Genomic DNA, 26,595 nt, shown 5'->3' on the forward strand with positions numbered 1-26,595 from the left:
ACCCCATTGTAACATCAATCGGTTTCCAATTCGGATACAATTTTGTTACAGTTATGTTACATCCTAATAAAAGGTAAACGAGCTCATGTAATTACTTAACTCGAAGCACTTTTCGGTCAAGTTATACAATCAGCTCGTTTATTAATTACGTTTCTTATTTATGCTCCGCTAACCATTCAGCTACTTTTTTCGCATCTTCACCTTGAATAATTCCTGGTGACATTGAACCGCGGCCTTTTTCAATAATCTTTTCAATCTCTGCTGCGTCATATTTCTGTCCTACTTTTCGTAAATCTGGTCCAGTTGCTCCTGATAAATCTTTAGCGTGACAACCTATACAACTTTTTTGGAAAATTTGCTCTGCGCTATCTGTGCTTGCAGATTGTTTTGATGGTTTACTCTCTTCTTTATTTCCACATGCTCCTAAAGCAAAAACGACTGACGTCCCCAGCGTAATAGCCAACAATTTCTTTTTCACTTCTATCGCTCCCCATTGTTGATATTCTTTTCATTCATAACTAGGCAATAGTTTTCATAACACATTCAATATTCATTATAAGCATTATCTTTATATAGAAAAACTAAGGTGTATTTCATATTTTTCACAAATATAGTGAGAAGCCTAATAAAATAAGCTTTCATAAATTGTTTCAATTCTGTGAACACCTTAGAAAGTTCTATAAAGAGCCTTTTTCTCCAATCAAAACTGAGAAATTCTATATAAAGTCCTACTCTATTACCACTTTGTTTTACTATTCTCTACCTTTTACAAAACAATATACGGCATTGTATTCTACATATAATCTCATCAAAAAGAGAAGTTGTCGTTTCCAACTTCTCTTCCTCTTTATTTCATCAATATAAATAAGATAAGCCTCTTTATATCCTCTTGGACCTCAGCATGTGCCAACAATTCTGTTGGCTTTTTCTCTTATTAAATACGAGAACGTAAATACGCATCAATAAACGGATTAATTTCTCCATCCATAACTGCTTGTACGTTACCAACTTCTGTATTTGTACGATGGTCTTTCACAAGAGAATACGGGTGGAATACGTAAGAACGGATTTGGCTGCCCCATCCAATTTCTTTTTGCTCTCCGCGAATCTCATCTAATTGTGCTTGTTGTTCTTCTAATTTCTTTTGATATAATTTCGCTTTTAGCATTTTCATCGCATGCTCACGGTTTTTAATTTGAGAACGCTCTGACTGACATGTTACAACCGTGTTTGTCGGTAGATGAGTTATACGAACTGCTGAATCTGTCGTATTAACGTGCTGTCCACCTGCACCACTTGCACGATACGTATCTATTTTCAAATCTTCTGTACGCACTTCAATTTCAACTTCATCATTGAATTCAGGTACAACTTCACAAGATACGAACGATGTATGACGACGACCTGAAGAATCGAACGGTGAAATACGTACAAGACGATGTACACCTTTCTCCGCTTTCAAGTAACCGTAAGCGTTATGACCTTTAATTAATAATGTAACACTCTTAATACCAGCTTCATCGCCCGGTAAGTAGTCAACCGTTTCTACTTTAAACCTACGTTTTTCAGCCCAGCGCGTGTACATACGTAATAACATAGAACCCCAGTCTTGTGACTCTGTTCCACCTGCACCTGGGTGTAATTCTAAAATAGCGTTATTTTTATCATAAGGATCGCTTAATAGTAACTGCAGCTCGTACTCATTCATTTCTTGAATTAAAGTTTTCACTTCAGATTCTAGTTCCTCATGTAAATCTTCATCATACTCTTCTTTAAGTAAGTCATGCGTCATTTCTAAGTTTTCGAACGTCTCATCTAACTGACGGAATCTTCCAACCATATCTTTCAGCGCATTCGCTTCATTAATTACAGCTTGTGCGCCTTGTTGGTCATCCCAAAATCCTGCGCCCATCATCGTTTCTTCTAATTCTGCAATTTGTTTTTCCTTAGCAGGAAGGTCAAAGAGACCCCCTAAAAGCCGCTAATCTCTTAGCCATTTTTTCTAATTCTTGCCTAATTTCTACTAATTCCATTTCCTTCACCTCTATGTAATTGCTGTTACTTTCATATGAAAACAAGGGAAACTCTCTCCGCTTATTACGGAGAGAGTTTAATCCTTTTCATTATACATTTTTGATGTAAAAATTTGCAAAGCAGTCTAAACTACAGTTTCTTATTACTGCCCAATGCCACAACAGTTTTTATATTTCTTGCCACTACCACATTTACATAAATCGTTGCGTCCCATTTGGTCACCTTTTACAACCGGTTTTTTCTTCGCGTCTTCGCCATCGCTTGATGGATGAACAGCTTCACCTTGAACAACTTCTTGACGCTCTAAGTTTTGCTCAATTTCAGCTTTCATAATGTAACGAGAGATTTCCTCTTCAATAGAAGCGATCATCGACTCGAACATTGCGAACCCTTCCATTTGGTATTCACGAAGTGGATCGATTTGTCCGTAAGCACGTAAATGAATACCTTCACGAAGGTGATCCATTGCATCGATATGATCTGTCCATTTCGTATCTACAACACGGAATACAACAACCTTTTCGAATTCACGCGTCTGCTCTTCAGGTAGAAGCTTCTCTCTTTCGTTATAACGCTCTAATAATTTCGCGATAATTGATTCGCTCATTTCTTCTGGAGCAAGGCGACGTAACTCTTCTTCTTTTACATCTCCTTCTTCAAGAAGGTTTGTATTTAAGTAATCGACAAGACCTTTAATGCTCCAATCTTCTTCGATTTCTTCTTGCGTATGAAGTGCAACAGCACGTTCTATCGTAGATTTCATCATACCTTCAATAATACTGCGTAAGTTCTCTGAATCCATTACTTCTTGACGCTGTTTATAAATTACTTCACGTTGTTGACGAAGTACATCGTCGTATTGCAATAGCTGCTTACGTGCATCATAGTTATTTCCTTCCACACGTTTTTGTGCAGATTCTACAGCACGAGAAACCATTTTACTTTCGATTGGCTGTGAATCATCCATACCAAGACGATCCATCATCGCTTTCATATTGTCAGAACCGAAGCGGCGCATTAGTTCATCTTCCATTGATAAGTAGAACTGTGTTACACCAGGGTCCCCTTGACGACCAGAACGACCACGTAACTGATTATCAATACGACGGCTTTCGTGACGCTCTGTACCGATAACTGCTAGACCGACGTTTCTAATATCCTCGCCTAACTTAATATCCGTACCACGACCAGCCATATTCGTCGCAATTGTTACAGCGCCTTTCATACCAGCTTCTGCAATGATATCTGCTTCACGCGCATGGTTTTTTGCATTTAAGATATTATGACGTACACCTTTACGTGTTAACATTTTTGAAATAAGTTCTGACGTTTCAATTGCAACTGTACCAACAAGAATAGGTTGCCCTTGCTTATGACGATTTACAATATCCTCAACAACTGCATTGAATTTACCTTCCATTGATTTGAAGATTAAATCAGCACGATCATCACGAATAATATCTTTATTCGTTGGAATTACGATAACATTCATATTGTAAATACTACGGAATTCTTCTTCTTCCGTTTTCGCTGTACCAGTCATACCAGATAATTTTTCGTACATACGGAAGTAGTTTTGGAACGTAATTGTTGCAAGCGTCATACTTTCATTTTGAATTTCTACGCCTTCTTTTGCTTCAATAGCTTGATGTAAACCTTCGCTATAACGACGACCTTTCATAAGACGACCAGTGAATTGGTCTACGATTACGATTTCGCCTTCTTGTACAACATAATCTGTATCAAGGTGCATAACAACGTGTGCACGAAGCGCCTGATTAATATGGTGAAGAAGTGCTACATGTTTTAAATCGAATAAGTTATCGATATGGAAAGCTTTCTCAGCTTTCGTAATACCATCTTCTGTTAACATTACATTTTTCGTTTTCACATCAAATGAATATTCTTTTTCATTTTCTAATGTACGAACGAATGCATTTGCAAACATGTATAGCTCTGCTGATTTTTGAGCTTGTCCCGAAATAATAAGCGGCGTACGTGCTTCATCAACTAAAATAGAATCGACTTCATCGATGATAGCAAAATTAAGTGGACGCTGAACGCACTGCTCTCTATATAACACCATGTTGTCACGTAAGTAATCGAACCCAAGCTCGTTATTTGTGCTATACGTAATATCAGCAGCATAAGCAGCTTGTTTCTCTTCACGTGACATACTATTTAAGTTAATCCCTACAGTTAGGCCAAGGAACTCATGAAGTTGTCCCATTTCGCTCGCATCACGTTGCGCTAAGTATTCATTGACTGTAACAACGTGAACACCTTTTCCTGTTAATGCGTTTAAATATACAGGTAAAGTAGATGTTAACGTTTTACCTTCACCTGTTTTCATCTCAGAGATATTTCCTTCATGTAAGGCGATACCACCCATTAGCTGTACGCCATATGGACGCATTCCAAGAACACGATTCGCTGCTTCACGAACAACCGCAAAAGCTTCAGGAAGTAGATCATCTACTGTCTCACCTTTTGTTAGACGTTCTTTAAATTCAATCGTCTTTCCTTTTAATTGTTCATCAGTTAGCGGCTTAATAGATGATTCTAATGCATCAATTTGCTCCACTGTCTTCTGCATACGTTTAATTTGGCGTTGGTTGACATCAAATACCTTTTTTAAAATACCGATCATAGGAAATACGCTCCTCTTTTATTAAAATAAAACTTCCGATTGCTTTCTTTTTTTCTTTACAATCAGTCGTTATAAAAATCAAATTTATGTTATGCCAATTTTTCTCCTAATTAAAAAACTAAAATGTATAAACCTAATGATAATTGTAACACTTGTCTTATAACTATGACAACAATCGTCCAAATGTCGAGCCGTAGATTCAGAAAAAGTTTTTATTTTATTCGTTTCAACAAATTAATAATTCTTTTCCCTACCTCTCTATTTCAAATTCATATTCCAAATTTCATATTAATTCTAAATAATATTCTTTCCCGTTCCCTTTAAAGAGAGTAGCTGGAATGAACATATTAGTAAGATTCAAATCGACAATTACAAAAGCCAAAGATTTTGCCGGTGCAGCACCCATAGATACTCACACAATGCGCAAAACCTTCAGCTTTTGATTTCTATAAACAATATCTATCATTATATTGCAAGATATACTCAACCACAGCAACTCAAAAATAAACTTAAAATATATAGATATCAATAAAGAAGAAAAAGACACTCTACTTAATACATTTTATATAGAACTTTTTCTTTTTTTACAATTACACTTCAAATTAATACTACTAATAAATGTTATTAATTTATTGGTATTTCTAATTCATGATATTTCCCTTTCTTATCCTTCATAAAAGAAATGAATTTCACCTTAGTTGATTCATTTGAAAAGTTTTTATAATTTTTATAAGGGTCATCTCCTATAAAATAATTTGTCCCTATATATCCTCGTACTGTTTTACCAGCAGGTATTACAGGATCAAACTGATATTTTTCAGGTAATTCCATTGAATAAGGAACTAAATTATAAAACTCCCCTATTTTAGAATAAAACATTGTATTAGAAATAGACTTATTACTAAATAAGTTAATATCCCGATTTGTTGTATTTGTAATATTTAAAGGTAACACATACGTCACTACTTCACGGTCTTCATAAGGATCATAAACTTTTGTAGGATCAAGAGGCTCAAGTGCATGAAACTTCACTCCTTGTCCATCATCAAAAGTTCTATTAGATAAAAACTCATCTTTTACCACTCTATAAGATTCATTATTTTGATTTAATGTTTTAAATCTAAACAAACTAGCAAATGTACATAGCAACACACACAATCCAATGATTATTAAGACATGTTTTCTTGTCACTATTAATCTACCAACTTTCCATTATTAACATGTACAATACGATCTACTATTCCATTATTTAGAACATGCACATCATGACTAGCTACAATAATAGTCGTTCCCTTAGATTTTTCTACTTCCAAAATATCTAAAACATCTTTTATCCCATCACTATCTAAAGCATTAGTTGGCTCGTCTAATAACAATAATTTTGGTCGTTCCATTAAAGCTTGCGCTATCCCTAAACGTTGTTTCATACCTAAAGAGTATCTTTTATACTTTCTCTTATCTGCTTTATCAAGTCCAACCCTTTGAATAATATTATAAATTTCCTCATCAGAAATTTTATTGTTAATCGATGCTAAAAATTTCAAGTTCTGAAAACCAGTATACCCTGGAATAAAACTTGGATATTCAATCAATATTCCCATAGAATCAGGAAATTGCTTTTGTTTCCCGATCATTTTATTATCTATATAAACAAATCCAGAATTCAAACGCATTAACCCTGATATAGCTCGTAAAATCATCGTTTTACCAGAGCCATTATGCCCCTTCAAAACTAAAAACTCGCCTTTTTTTATCGATAAACTAATATTATCTAACACAATATTTCCTTTTAATTTTTTCATCATACATTCACATTTAATATAATTGTCCATAAATTATTCACCTATCACATCTAGTTTTTTAAAACAAAAACTACCTAATAAAATCATTACAACAACAATTACTACTCCTATTAAAAGTAAATCATTACATTGAATAGATTGATTATTACCTAAAGTCAATTGAATTGAACTGTGATCAACAAAATACCAGCGATTTGGCATAACAAAAGAGCCTAAAAAATAAATATTATGAAAGAAAATAGACATAAATAGGTACATCAACATCAGTACAAAAACAATAGTTATTGGTATATAAAACGTTAAAAACTCAAAAATTAAAGCTAATAAAAAGCTTATGATTATTTGAATTAGCATAGTACCTAATATTTTATAAGAAAATTGACTATATAAATTTAAAAAAGAATACTCGCCAAAAGAAAGCAAATAGTAAACAGTAAACCAAAGAAAATACATAACAATCCAAATACTAATTATATAAAAGACCAAAGATAGTATTTTCGTTAACCAAAGAAAATGCTTCTTTTTAACACGAGGAAATAAATAAACACCATTCTGTTGAATATCTGAAAAAGCAAAATTCCCTACAAGCAACAAAGGAGTGATTTGAAAAAAAATCCAATAAAAAGGGATAGAAAATCGCCCCTCCTTATAAAAGTGAGATAAATCAACAAAGTCTACTCCATGAAAAAATCGATAAAAGGTAACATCTACTAATCCAGGTTCTTTACCATTAATAAGAGACTGATTGTATAAAAAAGTAAATACAATCATAGCGTAAATTAAGAATAAAAAAGCCATTATCTTGATGGAATCTCTAAACCTTACATGTAAATCTCTTTTTAACAAATGATATAAAATCATAATGTAAACTAGATCACCTCTGTTTCATCATTCATAGAAATATAACTTTTTTTAGATAAAATCCATACACTTATAAAAAAGATAGAAAAACATCCAAATAAACGTATAAATAAACCCGTAGCATCTTCAAACACATTTATATAAAAAACATTTGTAAATAAAAATCCATGTAATATAAATCTATCTAGTAAAACAGCAGTGATCATACATATTATTGCAAGTAAACTAGGTAAAAATAATTGCAACAAAGCACTTATCATACATATGAAAATATTCGCAAATAATTGAATGCAAAATAATAATGGATAATTCACAGAAATACTGTTTACAGCCATCATATTTGACATCAAAAATAACTGTAAAATCATACTCCCCGCAAAAAAATAAACGAAAACTAATAATTTTAAATAATATATAGAAACTAATTTCAATGCATTATTCACTCTATAAACAACATAAATACTAAAAAAATTCGACATAGAATATACAGAAAAAACGATTGTTAAAGGAATAAATATAGTTGATAAATTATAAAACGACATAACCTTATACAAAGTTTCCAATTCATTCATTTTCTCTTTTACAATTCCAGGTTCAAAATAATTGAACAAACAACCAATGATACTGACATTAAGTAAAAAGAGAATACTTAACCAAACATATTTCATCCTTATAGTTTCTTTCATTACATTATAAAAGAACATGCTTCCTACTCCCCCGTAAATAAAGAACTACAGAGCAAAACCAAATACATAACAGTACACTAAGAAAAATTTGTAATTCAAAAAAGCCGAAATCTTTAATTAAATAATCCTTAGGATTGAGAATCCCTTTTCCAATACCAAGCCAAAAAATATGTAAAATAAATGGAACTAAATAAATAAAATAAACTCGTTTTATAAAAAACGAAATTGATAAAGCCAAACTTGAAAAAACCGCACCGTATAAACCATTTAAGAATACATACATTAGAAAATATAAAGTAGGGTACTCATAATAAACCGTATTAAATTGAGCTGTTGGCGAAACAGTAGCAGCCATATAATTTAATATTGGATGCGGAGCAACTGTTGGATAAGTCATTGCATATAAATAAAAATTAAATAGTAAAGGGAAACTTATAATAAAAAAAGATACAATAAAATTAATAAAATAAAGTAGCTTAAAATAATAACCTGTTCCCATTTTAGAAATAACAGGATAAATAAACCCATAATTTTTATCAGTTCTGTAAATTCCGGCTACAGCCATCGCGGAAAGCATAGGAAATATAAGTAGATAAAACTCACAATAAAACGATAATCTATTAAAATGTAAAATATTAGACAAATATGGGGATACCTTTATAATCCCATCATCGTTAAATCCTTTAGTTGTTACACACATAGCAATATATTGAGCAATAACAATTATTAACATAATAAATAAAGACAACCAAAACATCCTACCTTTTAAAATCCTTCCTAAAAAGTAACTCATCTATAGCTCCTCCATAAACCATTAATTAAATTTAAATCTTTTTTAATATGAATAATTGATCCGCAACACCATAACATTTATTTTCTTTATTTAACCAAATGTAACGAAAAGAAACATTTGCTCTCTCTCCTTCAAATTTAGGAAACTCAACTTCATACTGATAAACATCATACTGATAAACACCATTCGCATCTTTTCTTTGTACACTCTTAACTTCTTGTTTCCACTGAATTACTTTTCCATCAATTTGTTCAATCCGTCCCAAAAGATACGTTGGTTTTTTCTTATTCGTAACACCCGTTAAAAAAACATAATAATTTTCTGGTATAACTCCTGACTTTAAATTTTTATCTAAAAGCTTATCTTCTATTGCAATATCATTTCTATCTATTTGACCTTGAAAGAAATCATTACCATTTTCATTCCCAAAAAATACTTGTTCATAAATAGTATTTTTCTTAATTTCTTGCAACTGAATACTTTTTAAATTTCCTTTTTCCGTTAAAGTATCTTCAATATTTACAATAGGTTCATCTACTTTCTTTTGACAAGAAACTAAGAAACTAATACTCAATATAAAAAAACAAACTAAAATATATTTTGAAATAAGTTTCATTACAGCTCCTCCTATTTTTAAAAATTAAATAGCAGAAAAAGTCGTATAATCTAGATTAGAAACTATACGACTTTTTCTAGCGCTACAAAATAAATAATTTCAATTTATAATTTCTAAATCAATATTCGATGTAAGGTCCATTAGGTCTTACACTATCAGGGCTCCAAGCAGTAGGATAAGCATTATTTTCTCTAGAATAACCACCAAATCTAACAGGAACATTTTTCCCATAGTTTTCATATGCATAATTTTTGAAAAGATATGTTTTACCTGGTTGCACTTCTCCTTCATGCTTACCTGAATCACCTGAAACATTTACCCATTTTCTATTTTCTGCATTTTTATTTTTATCCGCTTCTGTCCAAACGTTGAAAGAACCACCGCCCTTCTCACTGCTCTTCACACGCATATACATAGAAGTATCATTCTCTTTAGGACGTGCATTAGTATAATCATATGCATTCCAAAGTCTAAAGGTAAATTCCACATGATCATCCCTTGTATTAGCCTTAGTATCAGCCTTGGCCGGTTCGGTTAAAGCAAAAGTACTAGCTAAAATACCTAAAGATAAAACAGACCCAAACATAAAACGACTTTTTTTCTTAATACTCACTAAAAACACCTCCGATAATTTGTAGCATTATATTGATTTTATTTTTTCACTGAAGGAATAAAGTGAATCCTTATAATGCAATATTAGGATATCAAAACCGAAATGCACTATCAATTAATTTCAGAAGACTTAACATTTTATTTACAATTATAAAATTTTGTTAAATTAAACAAAATTAGTATGCTCATGGCAAGGAAATACTTGTAGAGATAATCACACTCAAAATCTCAATACAACCACTAAAACATATAAAAAAAGCGCAGCCATTTCGGCTGCGCTTTTGAATGATTATTTAGTTTCGATTAAACCATATTTCCCATCTTTACGGCCATATACAACATTAGTTTCATTTGTATCAGCATTTGTGAAGACGAAGAAACTATGTCCTAGCATATCCATTTGCAAGATCGCTTCTTCAACGTCCATCGGTTTTAAATCGAATCGTTTTGTACGTACAAGTTCTAATTCATCCTCTTCTACCGCATCCAGAACAGCTACTGCTTCCGGAAGGATAAAGTTAGTTTTCATAGAACCTTTCTCACGTAATTTACGGTTTACCTTTGTTTTATGTTTACGAATTTGTCGCTCAATTTTATCAACTACTAAATCAATCGCAGCGTACATATCGCTATTTGTTTCTTCTGCACGAAGTAATAAATCTGTAAATGGAATTGTTACCTCGATACGTTGCTTGTCAGAGTATACTTTTAAATTAACCTTAATCTCTGGGAATGTATCAAAATAACGCTCTAATTTACTTAGCTTTTTCTCTACATATTCCTTTAATGCTGGAGTTACTTCAATATTTTCACCACGAATGTTGAATTTCATAGATGAATTCCTCCTTTCAAGCCTATGTACTATAATTTCGACATTGGCTTAAAAACTCCTTCTAATTTTTTTAAAAAATTAGTGGAATTGCGATTTTTTTATCGTTTTTTGTTGAAATGAAAAGATGCATCGTTTCTATCTTTATTTTATCCTATTAACATCGTGAATAACGAATGTAACTGTGGACAATTAGTTACAGAAAAGAAACAACTTTTTGACAACTCCTCTAAAACAAAAAAGCCCTTGTTACGAGCAAGAGCTTTCGCCATCTATATAATGCTGCTAAAAATACAGCTCTATCTTTTCCAAAAACTTAATTTTTACAGTTTCACAACATTAGCCGCTTGTGGCCCACGTGCTCCATCAACAATATCAAACTCCACTTGTTGACCTTCTTCTAACGACTTATACCCATCTTGTTGAATAGCAGAAAAATGAACAAACACATCGTCACCATCTTCACGCTCAATAAACCCAAATCCCTTTTCTGCATTGAACCATTTTACTCGTCCTTGCATGTTCATTCCATTCCCTTCACTCTTAAAATCAGGGCATTCGCCCCATATTCTGACTATAGCGAATGACAAGACTGTAAGTCAAAGAAGACCTGTCGTCTTTTTATTACTCCTTTCGACATTCACATATTAACCTCTACAAAGCGTCAAACAAGAAACCTCTCTCGCTCCTCGATCATACAAAAGGCTTCCAATTTGCCTAACAGTAATTCCTGTCGTATACACATCATCCACGATTAAAACGTGTTGCTCATGAAACATCTCTTCTCCCTGAAAATAAAAAGGATTAACTCCCGATATCCTTTCTTTACGCTTCTTCTTACTTTGTTTTTCCGTTTCTATTCTTCTTAATGATGTACAAAACATTTTGATAGGCAAACAAGAAGCTAGTAACTCCGCTTGATTAAAACCACGCTCGTATTCTCGCTCTTCACTAAGAGGAACCGGAATGGCAACTGAAACATTCGCAAAATATTTTTGAAAAAGACTTCGAAAAGGCTGATGAAAAATATGCACTAATTCAGCATCTCCTCGAAATTTAAACTGTGCTAATATTTCTTTCATCCCTTCATCATACACATGCAACGAACGATTTATGAGAGACGGAAACCCCTGCTCGTTCGTCCACCTTATGCAGTCCATACAAATATCCCCGTTTTTATATTCAGCTGGTACAAGTTCTAAAGGCCGACCACACTCCTTGCAAATATCTCCTATAATATAGGGAAGTTTTTGTTCACATCTATCACATATATACTTTTTATGAAGCTTAACAAAAAAAGTGTACCAACTAATCGCATATGAAATATACTCATCACAAAGTAGACAATGCATCAATCTATCAATCCTTGTTCTTTAGCATTCTTATTCATACTTTGAATATGTTTTTTCGCACGCACCATCGCCTCTGTCTTTCCATAATGAAAATAGATAACATCTCCATGCGGTTCATCAGAGCTTCTGCCAGCACGCCCTGCAATTTGAACGAGAGCACTTTCTGAAAATATTTCTTCCTCAGCTCCTAAAACTGCAACTTGTAAATTTTTAACAGTTACTCCTCGCTCCAAAATCGTCGTTGTAACTAATAAATGGATTTCTCCTTTTCTGAAAGCTGCTACCTTCTCTTTTCTCGCCGGATCTTCTGCATGCACACCGTCAACTTGATTGTTTAATGATTTTAATAACTGGCTAATTTCTTCTACATATCGCACATGAGGAACAAATAGAAAAATGGGGTATCGTTTCGATAAGTACAGATTTAACCATTGTAATAAAGCACGAGGAATTTTTTTACGTATAAGACCCTTTTTCCAATTTCCGCACCACCGAAATATCGGAACTGGCAATGGATGACGATGGTATCGCCCTGAAATAATAACCCCTTTTTGCTTACCACTTCGCAACTTACGCTTCCACTTTTCATCTGGAGTTGCAGTTAAATAAATACGTGCTGCCTTCTCTTTCATCGCTTCGTTTACTGCATACTGCAACATCTTATCTGCATGATACGGAAAAGCATCTATCTCATCTACAATCATGACATGGAACGCCCTATAATAACGTAACAATTGATGTGTAGTTGCAACGATTAACGCCGCATCTTTTTCTCGGTCTAAACTCCCTCCGTATAAAGCAGCTACATTTATATTTGGAAACACTTCTTGTAATCTTGGTGCTAATTCAAGTACAACGTCCGTTCTCGGCGTTGCAATACAAACTCTTTCTCCCTTTTGTAGTGCCTCTGCAATTCCGCGAAACAACATTTCTGTTTTTCCAGCCCCGCACACCGCCCAAATAAAAAATGATTCTTTCTGCCTAACAGCGTCAACGACACTTTGCGCAGCTAACTCCTGCCCGTCAGACAAAACGCCTTCCCACTGTAACGGATTCAAATAACTTTCTCCGCTTATTTCAGCAATCCCGCGAACAAGTACAGTACATTCACTTACCCTGCCCATCGTTATACATTTCCGGCAATACGTACATACTTCATTGCACCTCTTACATAAAAATGACGCAAATAGTCGCTGCTCTATATTTCCGCAGCGCTGACACATATATTTTGAAGACTTCTTAATTACCCCTTGCACACAAACGACTTCTCGGTGCTTTTTCAGATGATCCAATTTATTCTGCAAATCTGAAGAGAGTTCTTCTAACAGTAACTGTCTACCAGCTAACATCATCAATAGCCACCTCCAGCACTACTATAAATCCTTCTCTTTATCTCGTAAAAACTCAAAAAAGCCGATAACCTACTTATAAAATAGTAAACTATCGACTTTATACACGTTTTTTATTCAGTTATAAATCCTAGAATCTACCGTATCCTAAGAAATGTTTCTGGTTGTAGCTACTGCTTAAGCTAGCGTAAGCAATCCCTTTATCACCAGCATGAATCATTTGGTCGTTACCAACGTAAATACCGATGTGAGATGGACCTGCTTTATAAGTACCTTGGAAGAATACTAAATCTCCAGGTTGTGGGCTACTTACTTTAGAAACTGAGTTCCAGTAACCTGCAACGTCTTGACGACCTACACCAAATACGTAAGAAATGAATCCACTACAGTCAAAACCACCGTTTGATGGAGATGCACTCCCCCAAACATATGGTAAACCTAAGTATTGTTGTGCTTTACCAATCACACCATCAGTTGGTGGAGTTGGTGGTGCTGGCTTTTTCTCTTCTTTTTTAGGCTCTTCTTTTTTAGGCTCTTCTTTTTTAGGCTCTTCTTTTTGAGCTTGTCCAGCATTGTTTGCAGGTGCAGCTTCTTGTACTGGCGCTGGCGCAGCTTGTTGTGCTTGTGCTTCTTTAGCAGCTTGTTCTGCTTGTTTTTGAGCAGCAGCTTCTTGTGCAGCTTTTTCTTGCGCTTCTTTTTCAGCGATTTGTTGTAATTTTAATGCCTGTTGTTCAAGCTCTTTCAATTGACCTTCCGTACTTGTCATTGTAGTTACAACTGTATCCATTTTACCGCTTAAATCGTTTACTGCTGTTGCTTTTTTCTCTTTTTCAACGTCAAGTTCTTTCTTAGCAGTTTCAATTTGAGCTTGTGCTTCTTTTAATTCTTTTTGTTTTTCTTTTACTGTCTCAACATCTTTTTTCACGTTCGTTTGATCTTCTTGTTGTGTTTTCATGATATCTTCGTCAGATTCCATAATTTTAGACACAGAAGCTAAACGATCAACTAAATCTGCAACGTTTTTAGAGTTTACAAGAACTTCTGTTACAATGTTCGTATTTGGCTGTTCTTGTAGTGCAACTAAGCGTTTTCTTAATAACTCTTCACGTTTTGCAATCTTTGTTTGTAGTTCTGCAATATCTTTATTTTTATTTTCGATTAATTGCTCAGTATCAGAAACTTTTTTTGTTGTTTCATCAAGTTTTGAAGCGTTCTCTTGAACAGACTTATCCAAACCTTGGATTGTTTTGTTTAAGTCATTCATTTGTTTTTGTAATTCATCACGTTCTTGTTGTTGTTTATGTAAAGTATCATTTTGTGTGTTAATTTGTGATTTCACGTCAGAAATTTTATCTTCTGCAAATACATTTGGTGTTAGCCCTGAAAACATTAACCCTGCAACTAATGCGCAAGATGCCATTTTTAGCTTTTTCATTTTATTTTTTACACCGCTTTCTTTTTTCATTTTCCGTATATAACCTATTAAAATTTATACCATAATTCGGGAGTTTTTTTGCTAATGTTACGGTTTTGTAAAATAAATGTAATATTACATTTATCTCTATAGCAAAGTATATCTAAATTTGTATATATATGTAGAATTTTAAGAGCCTTACACCGTTTTTTATAGGATTGAAAAAAAACGTAAGGGAACCCCTTACGTTTTGAAAATACTCCAATATGAATGAAATAGAAACGTTACTTCATCCATTTCTCAGCCCAATTTTGGACCTCATCCATAACACTTTCCAACGCTTTCCCTTTATCAGTTACACCGTACTCTATTCTAACTGGTACTTCTGGATAAACATTACGAACTACAATACCTTCGCCTTCTAATTCCTTTAAACGTTCTGACAACATACGATCGCTCATATTCGGTATAATATCTGCGATTTCTCTGAAACGTTTCGGCTCTTCGAGCAAAGATTTAATAATTAAGCCAGTCCATTTCTTACTAAGCATTGTAAAAGCTGACTCAAACTTTGGACATAAACAAGAATTATGCTCCATATGTTTCACCTCTCTTCTATTATAATATAGTTTCTTGTAAAAAGTAAGTAATAAAACTTTCCTCATTATTTAATTTTACATACATTTTACCATTTCCAAATATTAACTTGTCAAATCCCCGTAAAAAAACCCTCTTCAAGTAAGAGAGCTTTTATATCTTTATCACTTCGTATACCAACCTAAACCAAGCGCACCTTCACCTAAATGCGTCCCAATTACAGCTCCGAAATAACTCGTACGAATTGTAACATGAGGGTATATCTCTTCTAATTCTTGTTTCCATTCATTAGCTTCCTCTTCACGATTCGCATGAATAATAACAGCTTCCATAGGCACACCTTTATTTGCCTGCTCATCAAAGATTTCAACGATACGCTTTAACGCTTTTTTACGCGTACGAATTTTTTCGAATGGAATAATTACTTTATCTCTAAAGTATAATACTGGTTTTACTTGTAACAAACTACCAATGAAAGCTTGTGCACTATTTAATCTTCCACCACGTTGTAAATGATGTAAATCATCCACTACAAAATAAGCATCCATCGTTTGCTTCATTTCATCAAAGCGAGCGATAATCTCTTCTGGGGCTTTCCCTTCACTTACTAATTTCGCCCCTTCACGCACGTAAAACCCTTGTACTTCACAACTAATTTCAGAGTCGTACGTATATACATCAATACCATCTACCATCTGTCCAGCTGCCGTTGCTGTTTGATATGTACCACTAATTCCACTGGAAAGGTGAATGCTAATAACTGCATCATATTCTTTAGATAACTCTTCATATAACTCTAAAAACTTTCCAATTGCTGGTTGCGAAGTTTTCGGAAGTTCTTCTTGTTCACGTACTTTTATATAAAAATCATTTGCTGAAACTTCAGCCTCTTCTTGATAAGATTCCGTTCCAAACACAACGTTTAATGGAATCATATATATATTGAGTTCGTCACGAATATGCTTCGGTATATATGCTGTACTATCGGTAACAATAGCTGTTTTCATTTTGGTACCTGCCTTATAAAAAATTTTTATCCCCTAATTTTACACGAAAACTAGAAAAGGTGCATCCATACATAAAAATGCCGGCTAGAAACTACAATCACTCGCTCGACAAATTACAACAAAAAAATAAAATACTCACCAAAAATTTCAACATATTTGTAAAAAATGTTTGAATATAAAAACGCTCGCTTTTAAAATGTAAAGTACTAGTTATTTTGAAAGATAGGGGCGTATACCATTGTTATTACAATATTTAACAATAAAAGGCTATGGAGAGCACGAAATTGTGATTCAAAAATCAAGATTCATTTGCTATGTGAATCGCGCCACAACGGAAGAGGAAGCTCAAGCATTTATACAAAAAATAAAAAAACAGCATTGGAATGCAACACATAATTGTTCCGCATATTTAATCGGTGAACAAGATCAAATTCAAAAGGCAAACGATGACGGCGAACCGAGCGGCACAGCTGGTGTACCTATGTTAGAAGTATTAAAAAAACGAGGTCTAAAAGATACTGTCGTCGTCGTTACGCGCTATTTTGGCGGTATTAAACTTGGTGCTGGCGGATTAATTCGTGCATATGGAAAGTGTACAAGTGAAGGTCTTAATCACGTAGGCGTTGTTGAGCGAAAACTAATGCGCGTTATGGAAACAGAAATTGATTACACATTGCTTGGCAAAGTTGAAAATGAATTACGTAATTCAGAATATAACATTAAAGATATACATTATCTAGAAAACGTCACATTCGATACGTATGTAGAAGAAAATCGAAAACAAACATTTACAGATTGGATGATTGAATTAACAAACGGGAAGTGTACAATTAAAGAAGGAGATATGTTGTACTTAGAACAAGGTGTTATCTAAGAATAGCTAACTTATCGCCTTTAAAGATTAATGTAGTGAATTAATTCCCTACAAATGAATAAGGAGATTATATATGGAAGAACGTTATTATCATCTCCAAAATAGCAGAATAAAAAAGAAACGTAGAAGAAAGTTTTTCTTCTTTCTTATTTTCGCATTTTTATTTGGTAGCGTAGGACTTTATATGTTAAATTCCTACACTTCTCTCATGGGGATGTACAGTGGATTTAGCCGTGAAAAATCTAAATTACGAGCAGAAGATGTGGAAATCACAAAAAAACCTTTCACAATACTAATTATGGGTATTGAGGATTACGCAACAGATGGTCAAAACGGCCGAACAGATTCACTCATGTTCGCGACAGTTAATCCAAACTCAAAAAAGGTTTCACTTATGAGTATCCCACGCGATTCTCGTGTTAAGATTGTTGGCAAAAATAAAGAAGACAAAATTAACGCTGCCCATGCTTACGGTGGAGAAAAAATGGCAATCGACACCGTCGAAGAGTTTTTAAAAGTTCCTGTTGATCATTATATTAAAATTGATTTCCAAGGATTTAAAGGTATCGTTGATGCTGTTGACGGTATTACCGTTGATGTCCCCTTCGATTTCTGGGAACGCTCTGACGTGGATTACTATAAAAAAATCCAATTTAAACAAGGTCAACAGAGCTTAAATGGTGAAGAAGCACTCGCATACGTCCGTATGCGAAAGCAAGATCCTAACGGTGATTATGGTCGAGCTGCTAGACAAAGACAAGTACTGGCTGCTGTTGCCCAAAAGCTAAACTCTGCTTCTACCGTATTTAAAATTAAAGATTTAACAAAGGTAGTTGGAAAATATATAAAAACCGATATTCCTATTTCAGACGGACTTGCTCTTTACAATAAAATCTCTGGATTCGACCCTTCTACAATACAAACGTTAAAACTTGAAGGAGAAGACAGAAAAATTGGCGGTATTTATTACTTCCTTCCAGATCCAATCAGTGTAGAGACTGTACGTAACGAAATTGAAAAGGAAATAGGAGAAAAAGCAAAAGTTCCAAAAGAGACTACGAAAAATGAGAATACAAATTCCGATTCAAATTCTAACTCCAGCGCAAAAGCAAAGAAGGAGCCGAGTGAGAACAAAACACCACCGCCTCCTCCCCCTTCTACAAATGCTCATGCAGAGTGGATTATGAGGAATCATGAATAAAAAAAGAGCCAAATCGTATACGATTTGGCTCTTTTTATTTCACGCAATTGTTGTTACTTCTTAAAGTGTTGTAAAATCGCTTCTACAATACGCTCAGATGCACGACCATCGCCGTAAGGGTTAGATGCTTTCGTCATCTTATCATGAGCTTCTTTATCAGATAACAACTCATCAGCAAGACCAAAGATTGTCTCTTCATCCGTTCCTGCTAATTTCAGCGTACCTGCTTCGATACCTTCTGGGCGTTCCGTCGTATCACGAAGGACAAGGACTGGCACACCTAGTGATGGTGCTTCCTCTTGTACACCACCAGAATCAGTTAACATTAAGTATGAACGAGCTGCAACGTTATGGAAATCAATTACATCTAACGGCTCAATTAAATGAATACGGCTATGCTCGCCTAAAATATCATTCGCTATTTCGCGAACAACAGGATTCATATGAACAGGGTATACAACTTGTACATCTTCGTGCTTATCAACAAGACGCTTAATTGCACGGAACATATTGCGCATTGGTTCTCCTAAATTTTCACGACGGTGTGCTGTCATAAGTACAAGACGATCATTTCCAAGTTTCTCTAACACCGAATGGCTATAAGTTTCTTTTACAGTTGTCTTCAGTGCATCGATCGCTGTATTTCCTGTTACGAAAATGCGTGACTCATCTTTATTTTCTTTTTGTAAGTTCGTTGCTGATTTTGTAGTAGGTGAGAAATGAAGATCCGCCATTACACCTGTTAGTTGGCGATTCATCTCTTCTGGATATGGAGAATACTTATCCCATGTACGAAGTCCTGCTTCAACATGTCCTACTGGAATTTGATTATAAAAAGCAGCTAAGCTTGCAATAAATGTCGTCGTTGTATCACCATGCACAAGTACGATATCAGGCTTCGCTTCTTTCATTACTTTATCTAAACCTTCTAAACCACGTGTTGTAATATCGATTAACGTTTGACGATCTTTCATGATATTCAAATCGAAATCTGGCGTAATTCCAAAGATATTTAATACTTGATCTAACATTTGACGGTGTTGTGCTGTTACAGTCACAATTGATTCAATCTTTTCTGGGTGCTTTTGCAACTCTAATACAAGAGGTGCCATTTTAATTGCTTCTGGTCGTGTCCCGAAAATTGTCATTACTTTTAAACGTTCAGTCATTTCATTGCCTCTTTTCTTTCACTAGTTAAAACTTCTATTATCGCATATAAAAATATGCATGTGAAAATACACTTTTTAACGCACCTGAGAAACATTACTATTACAGGCGCCTTTTCGCCCAACTGAGTAATAATCTAATCCATGCTTCTCGGCATCCCCATTAGTATAACAATTTCTCCCATCAAATAGAATAGGTTCCCTCATAAGCTGTGCATACTTTTCTAGCGGATAATTTCGAATTGATTCCCATTCTGTTACGATAAAAACTGCATGCGCCTCTCTAATCGATTCATCTATACACTCAGTGTATCGTATCGTATTTCCAAATAAACTTCTTACATTTTGAATAGCTTGCGGGTCATATAAAACCACATCCGCACCTATATTAATTAATTCCTCTATTATAATAAGAGATGGCGCTTCCCTAATATCGTCAGTATTCGGTTTGAATGCTGCACCAAGAACCGCAATTCGCTTCTTCTTCATATCTATAATTTTCTTCGCTTTTTCAACTAACAACAACTGTTGTTTATTATTCACTTCAATGACTGCTTTCAACAAGCGAAAATCATGAGAAACATTCCCTGCAATTTGCACAAGTGCTTTCGTATCTTTTGGAAAACAAGATCCTCCATATCCGATGCCTGCATTTAAAAAAGATGCACCAATTCTCTTATCCATCCCCATCCCTGTAGCTACATCTACTATATCTGCACCCACTTGCTCACATATATTAGAAATTTCATTAATAAAACTAATCTTCGTAGCTAAAAAAGCATTAGATGCATATTTAATCATCTCAGCACTTCGAATATCTGTAATATACGTTTGTAAGCTTAATTTACTGTACAAATTCTCTACTTTCCTTGCAGCTTCTTCACTACATGCTCCAATTACGATACGATCACCATGAAAAAAATCATAAATACCAGAACCTTCTCTTAAAAACTCTGGATTCGATACAATATATAATTCATGTCTACCTTGTAGTTTATCCTCAATCCATTCTCTCATTACATCATTTGTCCCTACAGGAACCGTACTTTTCGTAACAACAATAATATCGTTATTCACATATATTCCAATATCATCACAAGCGCTACGAATATACGTTAAATCTGCTGTTCCATCTAATAAAGATGGCGTTCCAACTGCAATAAATATAAACTCTACATCATTAAATGCCGTTGATTTACTTGCTGTAAAAGTTAAATGATTATTCTCGTATGCTTCATTTATTAATTCACTTAATCCACATTCATAAATAGGTAACTCGCCTTGTTTAATCCGTTCAATTTTTTCACTATTTATATCGAAACATGTGACTGAATGTCCCAATCTCGCCAATCCTACTCCCGTAATCAATCCAACATATCCGGTACCTATTATCGTAATTTTCATTTTCCTTTCGCACAGGAATATACATAAGAAAATATACGAATACACAGAATTCTCCCTGTGCTTCCCCCTCTCACACTAAAAATGAGAAAACTCTTTCACTTCTTTATTATATGAATTGTTTTTTTATTATTTTTTAAGATTTTGTAAAGTTAAATGATGCAATATATACAAAATGTAAATTCCCACATTTTAACACGGAACTTACTCAATTTTACGTGCAACACTTATAATACTGAAACAAAAGTCATCGCTATATGAGAGGGAAGTACAATGTCACATTACAAGCCACAATATGAGATCAACCTTCTCTAAGGACACAACATTCCATATCCAATTGTCATATATTCTATTCACTCCCCTTTACAGCCGAAAGAAAAAAAGATTGAATTCTAATCTTTTTGTGATACCATATGTTATGAGCCTGTAAATAAACATCATAATTTTCAGATAAATACAATTAGAAAAATTACGTTAAACTATAAAGGGTGGGGTATTAATGGACTCACAAGTGATTTATGCCATTTTGGCATCTTTCATCACTGTACTCGTCGTTACTCCTTTAGTTATTAAATTAGCTTTCAAAATAGGAGCAACAGACAAGCCAAATGCGCGTAAAGTACACCAAAAAATTATGCCTCGTCTTGGCGGGTTAGCAATTTTCATCGGTGTAGCCGTAGGATTTGTTGTCGGTGGATTGTACGAACAAAGAATGTTATCGATAACTTTAGGTGCTATCATCATTGTTATCATCGGGATTTTAGATGATATGTACGAACTATCTGCGAAGGTAAAATTCGGTGGACAACTATTAGTTGCCATCATGATTGTAAAAAGTGGATTATTAGTGCAAGTATTATATATTCCAATTCTTGGAGATACTGAACTCGGATGGCTTGCTTATCCAATTACTGTATTTTGGATTGTAGGTATTACAAATGCCATCAACTTAATTGATGGATTAGATGGATTATCCGCAGGGATTTCATCTATCGTACTTGCAACGCTAGCATATATGGCCTTCACTAGCCCATGGGGTACTGGAGCAGCTATTATATTACCTCTAGCACTGATTACATTAGCAAGTACAATTGGATTTTTATTCTACAACTTCCATCCAGCAAAAATTTTCATGGGAGATACAGGAGCACTATTTTTAGGATACTGTATTTCTGTTATATCGTTACTTGGATTATACAAAAGCGTAACGTTATTCAGTTTTATCGTTCCAATCATCATTTTAGGTGTACCTATATTCGATACGACATTTGCAATTATCCGCCGTATCGTAAATAAAAAGCCTATTTCAGCACCTGATAAATCGCATTTACATCACCGTTTGCTTGCAATGGGATTCTCTCATCGTAAAACGGTACTAATTATTTACGCATTGGGTATTTTCTTTAGTGTAAATGCAATTATTTTCAGTAGTGCAACATTATGGTTATCCATTATTCTTCTTTTCATTTTAATCTTCTTTACAGAAATAATTGCTGAAGTAATCGGTCTTGTACACGAACGTTACAAACCAATTATTTCCTTCTATAAAAAAGTGAAAAAACGCGAAGACTAATTGTAGTATAGCCTTTACTATTATGAAATATTCAAATAGCATCCTCTTTTCATAAGAGGATGCTATTTTTTATTTTTTAATCCTTATTCCCCATTTCCAAAATATAGATTGTTTGAGAGTGCCTCTATTGGAGAAAGATATACGTATAACGAAAAAAGTATCAAATTTTCATTTTTACATCTTGATTGTCAAACTGAGGGTGAATGTTATGATCAAGCGATTACTTCAATGTATAATTTTATTTTTAACTATTACTATGTACGCATCATCGAATACAAAAGCAACTACAGACATTCAAGTAAAAGATTACCAAAGTATTCAAACTACCTCTCCTACAACAAAAATTGCGTACTTAACATTTGATGACGGACCAAATAAATACACACCACAAATTTTAAATATTTTAAAAGAGAAGAACGGAAAAGCAACTTTCTTCGTTATTGGCGGAAAGGTGCCACATTATAAAAAAACGATGGAGCGATTGATTAAAGATGGACATTATATCGGTCTCCATAGTATGTCGCATGATGTAAAACGTCTTTATACTGGCGATCCATCTGTTTTAATTGCAGAAATGGAGCAAACCCAAAACATTGTCCAGCAAGTTACACATTTAAATACACATCTCGTTCGGGTCCCATACGGTAGCATGCCTTACTTAAAAAAGAATTACCGTGATGCACTCGTATCTGCCCAGTATAAAATGTGGGATTGGACAATTGATACATATGACTGGAAAAGCTATGATAATCCTTCCGCAATACTAGAAAGGGTACGAAATCAAAGCGATGAACAAGTAGAGGTTATTTTAATGCATGATTCTAGTGTCACAGTGCAAATACTCCCAAAAGTAATTGATTATTTACACTCACAAGGATATAAACTACTTCCCTACAATCCATCTTCCCATCTCGAAGTGAATTTTTGGAAAGACACAAGATTGTAACAGCTTTAGTGCCTATGTACTAAAGCTGTTTTATTTTTCTCTTCCCACACTTCTCATTTTTGTGTAGAATTTTAAATAGTGATGAAGTTTCGAGGTGAATAGAAATGAAACGAATAGATCTCATTTTTAACGCAATACAAAAAGGGAATTATACAGAAGGTATAACAGCATCAGAACTCGCTACACTTCTACAGCTAGACCGTGCAAATGTTAGTAGCGATTTAAACAAGCTTGTGAAAGATAATCGTTTATTAAAAACGAGTACACGCCCTGTCCGTTTTTATATAGAAACGAACACTTCATTGGAAACGCATTCAACAAAGGGCACTTCATTAGATACATTTGCTATTGAAAATACAAGCCTAAAAATTGCAATTGAAAAAGCAAAAGCTTCTATTCTCTATCCTCCAAACGGTATGCATACTTTACTACTTGGAGAAACAGGTGTCGGAAAATCGATGTTCGCTTCTTTAATGCACGAATACGCAATTGAAGTGGAACAACTTCCAAAAGATGCACCTTTTATCGTCTTTAACTGTGCTGATTATGCAAACAATCCACAACTACTACTTGGACAGTTATTTGGGATAAAAAAAGGAGCTTACACAGGTGCCAGTGATCAAAAAGGGTTAATTGAAAAAGCACATGAAGGAATCCTCTTCTTAGATGAAGTACATCGCCTTCCTCCAGAAGGACAAGAGATGCTCTTCACATTTATTGATCGCGGAGTATACCGCCGCCTTGGAGAAACGGAAAATGAACGTAAGGCACGAGTGTTGATTATTACTGCAACAACCGAAGAACCAAATTCATTTTTATTAAAAACATTTACAAGACGTATTCCGATGACCGTTACGCTTCCACCACTTCGTGAGCGAACACATAAAGAACGGTTTGCTTTACTACAGCTATTTTTCACAAATGAAGCAATTCGTCTAAGGAAAGAGATTCATGTTAGTCCAAATACAATGCGTGCTTTCGTCTTTTACAATTGTCCAAATAACATCGGCCAATTGAAAACGGACGTACAAATTGCCTGTGCGAAAGCTTATTCTGATTTCGTAACAAAAAAACGTGATTCTGTCTGTGTTTCAAGTACAGATTTACCTTGGTATATGAAAGAAGGATTATTTATTGAAAGAAAGAGCCGTCATCTATATCAAATACCAAATGAAACATTTGTATTTACAGGTGATGAAGGTTGGAGTAAACATACAATAAAACCCGAAGGAAGTCGCTCTTCTATTTACGATTATATTGATTATAAATATGAAGAACTTCAAGCACGCGGCATTGAAGAGGAAGAATTAGAATTACTAATAGAAAATGATATTCAAAGCTTTTTCGTCCAATACTTTAACCAAATATCTAAAAAAACAAGTCATGAAAATGTTTTTAAAATTGTGGATCGTAATATCGTTTCCGTATGTGAAAAAATTGCGGAACTAGCTGAAAAATATTTATCTAAAACTTTCGATGAAAAAGTATTTCTCGCTTTAAGTTTACATGTACAGACAACTCTACAACGTTTACAGGGCGGGAAACAAATTCACCACCCACAATTAAATCAAATTCGTACGAAATATAAAGAAGCTTTTTCCGTAGCTATGCAATGTATTCAGCTATTAGAAGAAGAATTACAAATAACAATACCTATTGATGAAGCTGGCTTTTTAACAATGTTCTTCGTTGTTGATCCAATTCCTGCCTCACAAACAGAAGTAAAAGTATTAATATTAGCACACGGTAATGGCATCGCAACAGAAATGGCAAACGTTGCAAACGAACTTCTCGGTATTGATGAAGTAACTGGTATCGATATGCCCTTGCATGAATCACCAAAAGACTTCTTAGAGCGTGTTAAAGTGTATATGAAAACACTTCAAAATGTAAACGGGCTTCTTTTACTTGTTGATATGGGATCTCTCGCTTATATTGGTGATATATTAGAAACTGAATTCAAAATCCCTGTACGTGTTCTTTCCATGACGAGTACACCACACGCACTAGAAGCAGCTCGAAAAGCTCAGCTTGGCTATTCATTAGATGCACTATACGAAACAGTTAAGAACTTAACGCCGTTCTATTTAAACGTACAGGAAGAAAAGAAAAAGCCACTATCGCCAATGAAATCCGTGATTTTAACAGCTTGTTTAACCGGCGAAGGAAGTGCTTTAGCAATTCAAAAAATGTTAGAGAACTATTTACGCTTTGATAAAGACTTAATTGAAATTATTCCGATTAGCATCGTTCATGAAAAAGATTTAACGAAAATGATCGAGAACATAAAAAAAGAGCGTAATATCATTTGTATCGTCACGAATTTCGATATGCAAATACCTTGCTTAACATATCATTTCCAAGACATTGTGAACTACACAGCTATTCAACCAATTCAAGAATTGATTACGTATGAAGAAACATATGCAAAAATGGCTGATATTCTTGAACAACAAATGCAGCGTAACGATGGAGCATTACTTATTAAAACAATTCGTTATGCATTAAATACAATTCAAGAATTGATTTCTTTACAGCTAACTCCCGACAGTTTAATGGGTGTGATTTTGCATATGAGCTGCATGGTTGACCGTCTTCAAAAAGGTGAAAGTCTCCTCCCTCATCCTGATAAAGAGAAACGAAGACAAGATGAGTACTGGATGTATATGAAAGTGAAAAAAGCATTGCAACCTATTGAAAATACATTTGAAATACAAATCCCAGATGACGAAGTATTTTATATAATGGACTTCTTCATTAAAAATCAGCCTGTAAAAAATTAAACTAGGCGATATTGTAGCACTCTATATAATTAGAAAAGGCTGTTCCAAA

The 26,595-nt window shown here is 34.3% G+C and carries 24 protein-coding genes and 1 pseudogene; 6 read left to right on the forward strand and 19 right to left on the reverse strand.

Translation table 11 applies throughout. The features are described 5' to 3' along the window. Positions 1–154: 154 nt before the first annotated feature. The 3 genes from cccB to secA form a co-directional block, all read right to left on the reverse strand. Positions 155–478, reverse strand: a complete 324-nt coding sequence (gene cccB, locus MKX37_RS25365; RefSeq protein ID WP_002124013.1) for a cytochrome c551 — start codon at positions 476–478, stop codon at positions 155–157. A 456-nt stretch (positions 479–934) separates the two neighbouring features. Beyond that, a protein-coding gene (gene prfB, locus MKX37_RS25370) for a peptide chain release factor 2 (RefSeq protein ID WP_098632007.1) occupies positions 935–2,033 on the reverse strand; the annotation gives its coding sequence in 2 pieces (ribosomal slippage) (positions 935–1,960 and positions 1,962–2,033; 1,098 coding nt in all). A gap of 143 nt (positions 2,034–2,176) precedes the next feature. Further along, positions 2,177–4,684 (reverse strand): preprotein translocase subunit SecA, encoded by a 2,508-nt coding sequence (secA, locus tag MKX37_RS25375; protein WP_002129917.1) that lies wholly within the window; start codon positions 4,682–4,684, stop codon positions 2,177–2,179. A 368-nt stretch (positions 4,685–5,052) separates the two neighbouring features. On the opposite strand from secA, the pseudogene MKX37_RS27500 reads away from it, so the two are divergent. Further along, a pseudogene (locus MKX37_RS27500) lies at positions 5,053–5,253 on the forward strand (tyrosine-type recombinase/integrase); the annotation flags it as partial. 55 nt (positions 5,254–5,308) lie between these two features. Here the strand turns inward: MKX37_RS27500 and MKX37_RS25380 are convergent. The 14 genes from MKX37_RS25380 to MKX37_RS25445 form a co-directional block, all read right to left on the reverse strand. Beyond that, a complete protein-coding gene (locus MKX37_RS25380) occupies positions 5,309–5,836 on the reverse strand; it encodes a hypothetical protein (protein ID WP_078421837.1) in 528 nt (175 codons plus the stop codon). 41 nt (positions 5,837–5,877) lie between these two features. Beyond that, positions 5,878–6,516 carry an ATP-binding cassette domain-containing protein gene (locus MKX37_RS25385; RefSeq protein ID WP_002129921.1) on the reverse strand — a complete coding sequence of 213 codons (639 nt, stop codon included), beginning with the start codon at positions 6,514–6,516 and terminating at the stop codon, positions 5,878–5,880. A gap of 3 nt (positions 6,517–6,519) precedes the next feature. Beyond that, entirely contained in the window at positions 6,520–7,284 is a 765-nt protein-coding gene (locus MKX37_RS25390; RefSeq protein ID WP_002129923.1) for a hypothetical protein, read from the reverse strand. A 71-nt stretch (positions 7,285–7,355) separates the two neighbouring features. After that, positions 7,356–8,051, reverse strand: a complete 696-nt coding sequence (locus MKX37_RS25395) for a hypothetical protein (protein WP_002129924.1) — start codon at positions 8,049–8,051, stop codon at positions 7,356–7,358. After that, positions 8,038–8,826: a hypothetical protein gene (locus MKX37_RS25400; protein ID WP_016121052.1), complete on the reverse strand. Its 789-nt coding sequence runs from the start codon at positions 8,824–8,826 to the stop codon at positions 8,038–8,040. The genes MKX37_RS25395 and MKX37_RS25400 overlap by 14 nt, the downstream gene beginning before the upstream one ends. Before the next feature lie 31 nt (positions 8,827–8,857). Then, positions 8,858–9,442 (reverse strand): hypothetical protein, encoded by a 585-nt coding sequence (locus MKX37_RS25405; RefSeq protein ID WP_002068272.1) that lies wholly within the window; start codon positions 9,440–9,442, stop codon positions 8,858–8,860. A gap of 118 nt (positions 9,443–9,560) precedes the next feature. Further along, positions 9,561–10,055 (reverse strand): hypothetical protein, encoded by a 495-nt coding sequence (locus tag MKX37_RS25410; protein ID WP_002184661.1) that lies wholly within the window; start codon positions 10,053–10,055, stop codon positions 9,561–9,563. A gap of 288 nt (positions 10,056–10,343) precedes the next feature. Then, a complete protein-coding gene (gene hpf / locus MKX37_RS25415; RefSeq protein WP_002089603.1) occupies positions 10,344–10,886 on the reverse strand; it encodes a ribosome hibernation-promoting factor, HPF/YfiA family in 543 nt (180 codons plus the stop codon). A 320-nt stretch (positions 10,887–11,206) separates the two neighbouring features. Then, positions 11,207–11,404, reverse strand: a complete 198-nt coding sequence (cspC, locus tag MKX37_RS25420) for a cold shock protein CspC (protein WP_001990088.1) — start codon at positions 11,402–11,404, stop codon at positions 11,207–11,209. A 126-nt stretch (positions 11,405–11,530) separates the two neighbouring features. After that, a complete protein-coding gene (locus MKX37_RS25425; protein WP_033731070.1) occupies positions 11,531–12,235 on the reverse strand; it encodes a ComF family protein in 705 nt (234 codons plus the stop codon). Further along, a complete protein-coding gene (gene comFA, locus MKX37_RS25430) occupies positions 12,235–13,584 on the reverse strand; it encodes an ATP-dependent helicase ComFA (protein ID WP_139367909.1) in 1,350 nt (449 codons plus the stop codon). Before comFA ends, MKX37_RS25425 begins: the two co-directional genes overlap by 1 nt. A gap of 130 nt (positions 13,585–13,714) precedes the next feature. Then, positions 13,715–15,049, reverse strand: a complete 1,335-nt coding sequence (locus tag MKX37_RS25435; RefSeq protein ID WP_078206528.1) for a C40 family peptidase — start codon at positions 15,047–15,049, stop codon at positions 13,715–13,717. A 233-nt stretch (positions 15,050–15,282) separates the two neighbouring features. Further along, a complete protein-coding gene (locus tag MKX37_RS25440) occupies positions 15,283–15,597 on the reverse strand; it encodes a winged helix-turn-helix transcriptional regulator (protein WP_002089608.1) in 315 nt (104 codons plus the stop codon). A gap of 162 nt (positions 15,598–15,759) precedes the next feature. Next, positions 15,760–16,602 carry a DegV family protein gene (locus MKX37_RS25445; protein WP_002016143.1) on the reverse strand — a complete coding sequence of 281 codons (843 nt, stop codon included), beginning with the start codon at positions 16,600–16,602 and terminating at the stop codon, positions 15,760–15,762. Between the two features lie 238 nt (positions 16,603–16,840). Between MKX37_RS25445 and MKX37_RS25450 the strand changes: the two genes are divergently transcribed. Further along, on the forward strand, positions 16,841–17,476 hold the full coding sequence (locus MKX37_RS25450; protein WP_002034752.1) for a YigZ family protein: 636 nt from the start codon (positions 16,841–16,843) through the stop codon (positions 17,474–17,476). 73 nt (positions 17,477–17,549) lie between these two features. Continuing rightward, the gene (locus MKX37_RS25455) at positions 17,550–18,677 is read left to right on the forward strand and encodes an LCP family protein (RefSeq protein ID WP_078421828.1); all 1,128 of its coding nucleotides are present in this window, start codon (positions 17,550–17,552) and stop codon (positions 18,675–18,677) included. A gap of 53 nt (positions 18,678–18,730) precedes the next feature. On the opposite strand, the gene wecB is transcribed toward MKX37_RS25455, so the two are convergent. Both wecB and MKX37_RS25465 read right to left on the reverse strand, forming a co-directional pair. Beyond that, complete coding sequence (wecB, locus tag MKX37_RS25460) at positions 18,731–19,846, reverse strand: non-hydrolyzing UDP-N-acetylglucosamine 2-epimerase (RefSeq protein WP_002034751.1); 1,116 nt, start codon at positions 19,844–19,846, stop codon at positions 18,731–18,733. Positions 19,847–19,921: 75 nt separating this feature from the next. Beyond that, the gene (locus tag MKX37_RS25465) at positions 19,922–21,292 is read right to left on the reverse strand and encodes a UDP-glucose dehydrogenase family protein (RefSeq protein WP_033709574.1); all 1,371 of its coding nucleotides are present in this window, start codon (positions 21,290–21,292) and stop codon (positions 19,922–19,924) included. A gap of 451 nt (positions 21,293–21,743) precedes the next feature. Between MKX37_RS25465 and MKX37_RS25470 the strand changes: the two genes are divergently transcribed. The 3 genes from MKX37_RS25470 (at position 21,744) to MKX37_RS25480 (ending at position 26,546) form a co-directional block, all read left to right on the forward strand. Continuing rightward, entirely contained in the window at positions 21,744–22,817 is a 1,074-nt protein-coding gene (locus MKX37_RS25470; protein ID WP_000378307.1) for a glycosyltransferase family 4 protein, read from the forward strand. A 208-nt stretch (positions 22,818–23,025) separates the two neighbouring features. Continuing rightward, positions 23,026–23,763 carry a polysaccharide deacetylase family protein gene (locus MKX37_RS25475; RefSeq protein WP_002129943.1) on the forward strand — a complete coding sequence of 246 codons (738 nt, stop codon included), beginning with the start codon at positions 23,026–23,028 and terminating at the stop codon, positions 23,761–23,763. A gap of 104 nt (positions 23,764–23,867) precedes the next feature. Next, on the forward strand, positions 23,868–26,546 hold the full coding sequence (locus tag MKX37_RS25480) for a PRD domain-containing protein (RefSeq protein ID WP_002034748.1): 2,679 nt from the start codon (positions 23,868–23,870) through the stop codon (positions 26,544–26,546). The last annotated feature ends 49 nt before the right edge of the window (positions 26,547–26,595 follow it).

The sequence above is a fragment of the Bacillus sp. FSL R5-0709 genome, from assembly GCF_038004785.1.
Taxonomy (GTDB): domain Bacteria; phylum Bacillota; class Bacilli; order Bacillales; family Bacillaceae_G; genus Bacillus_A; species Bacillus_A mycoides.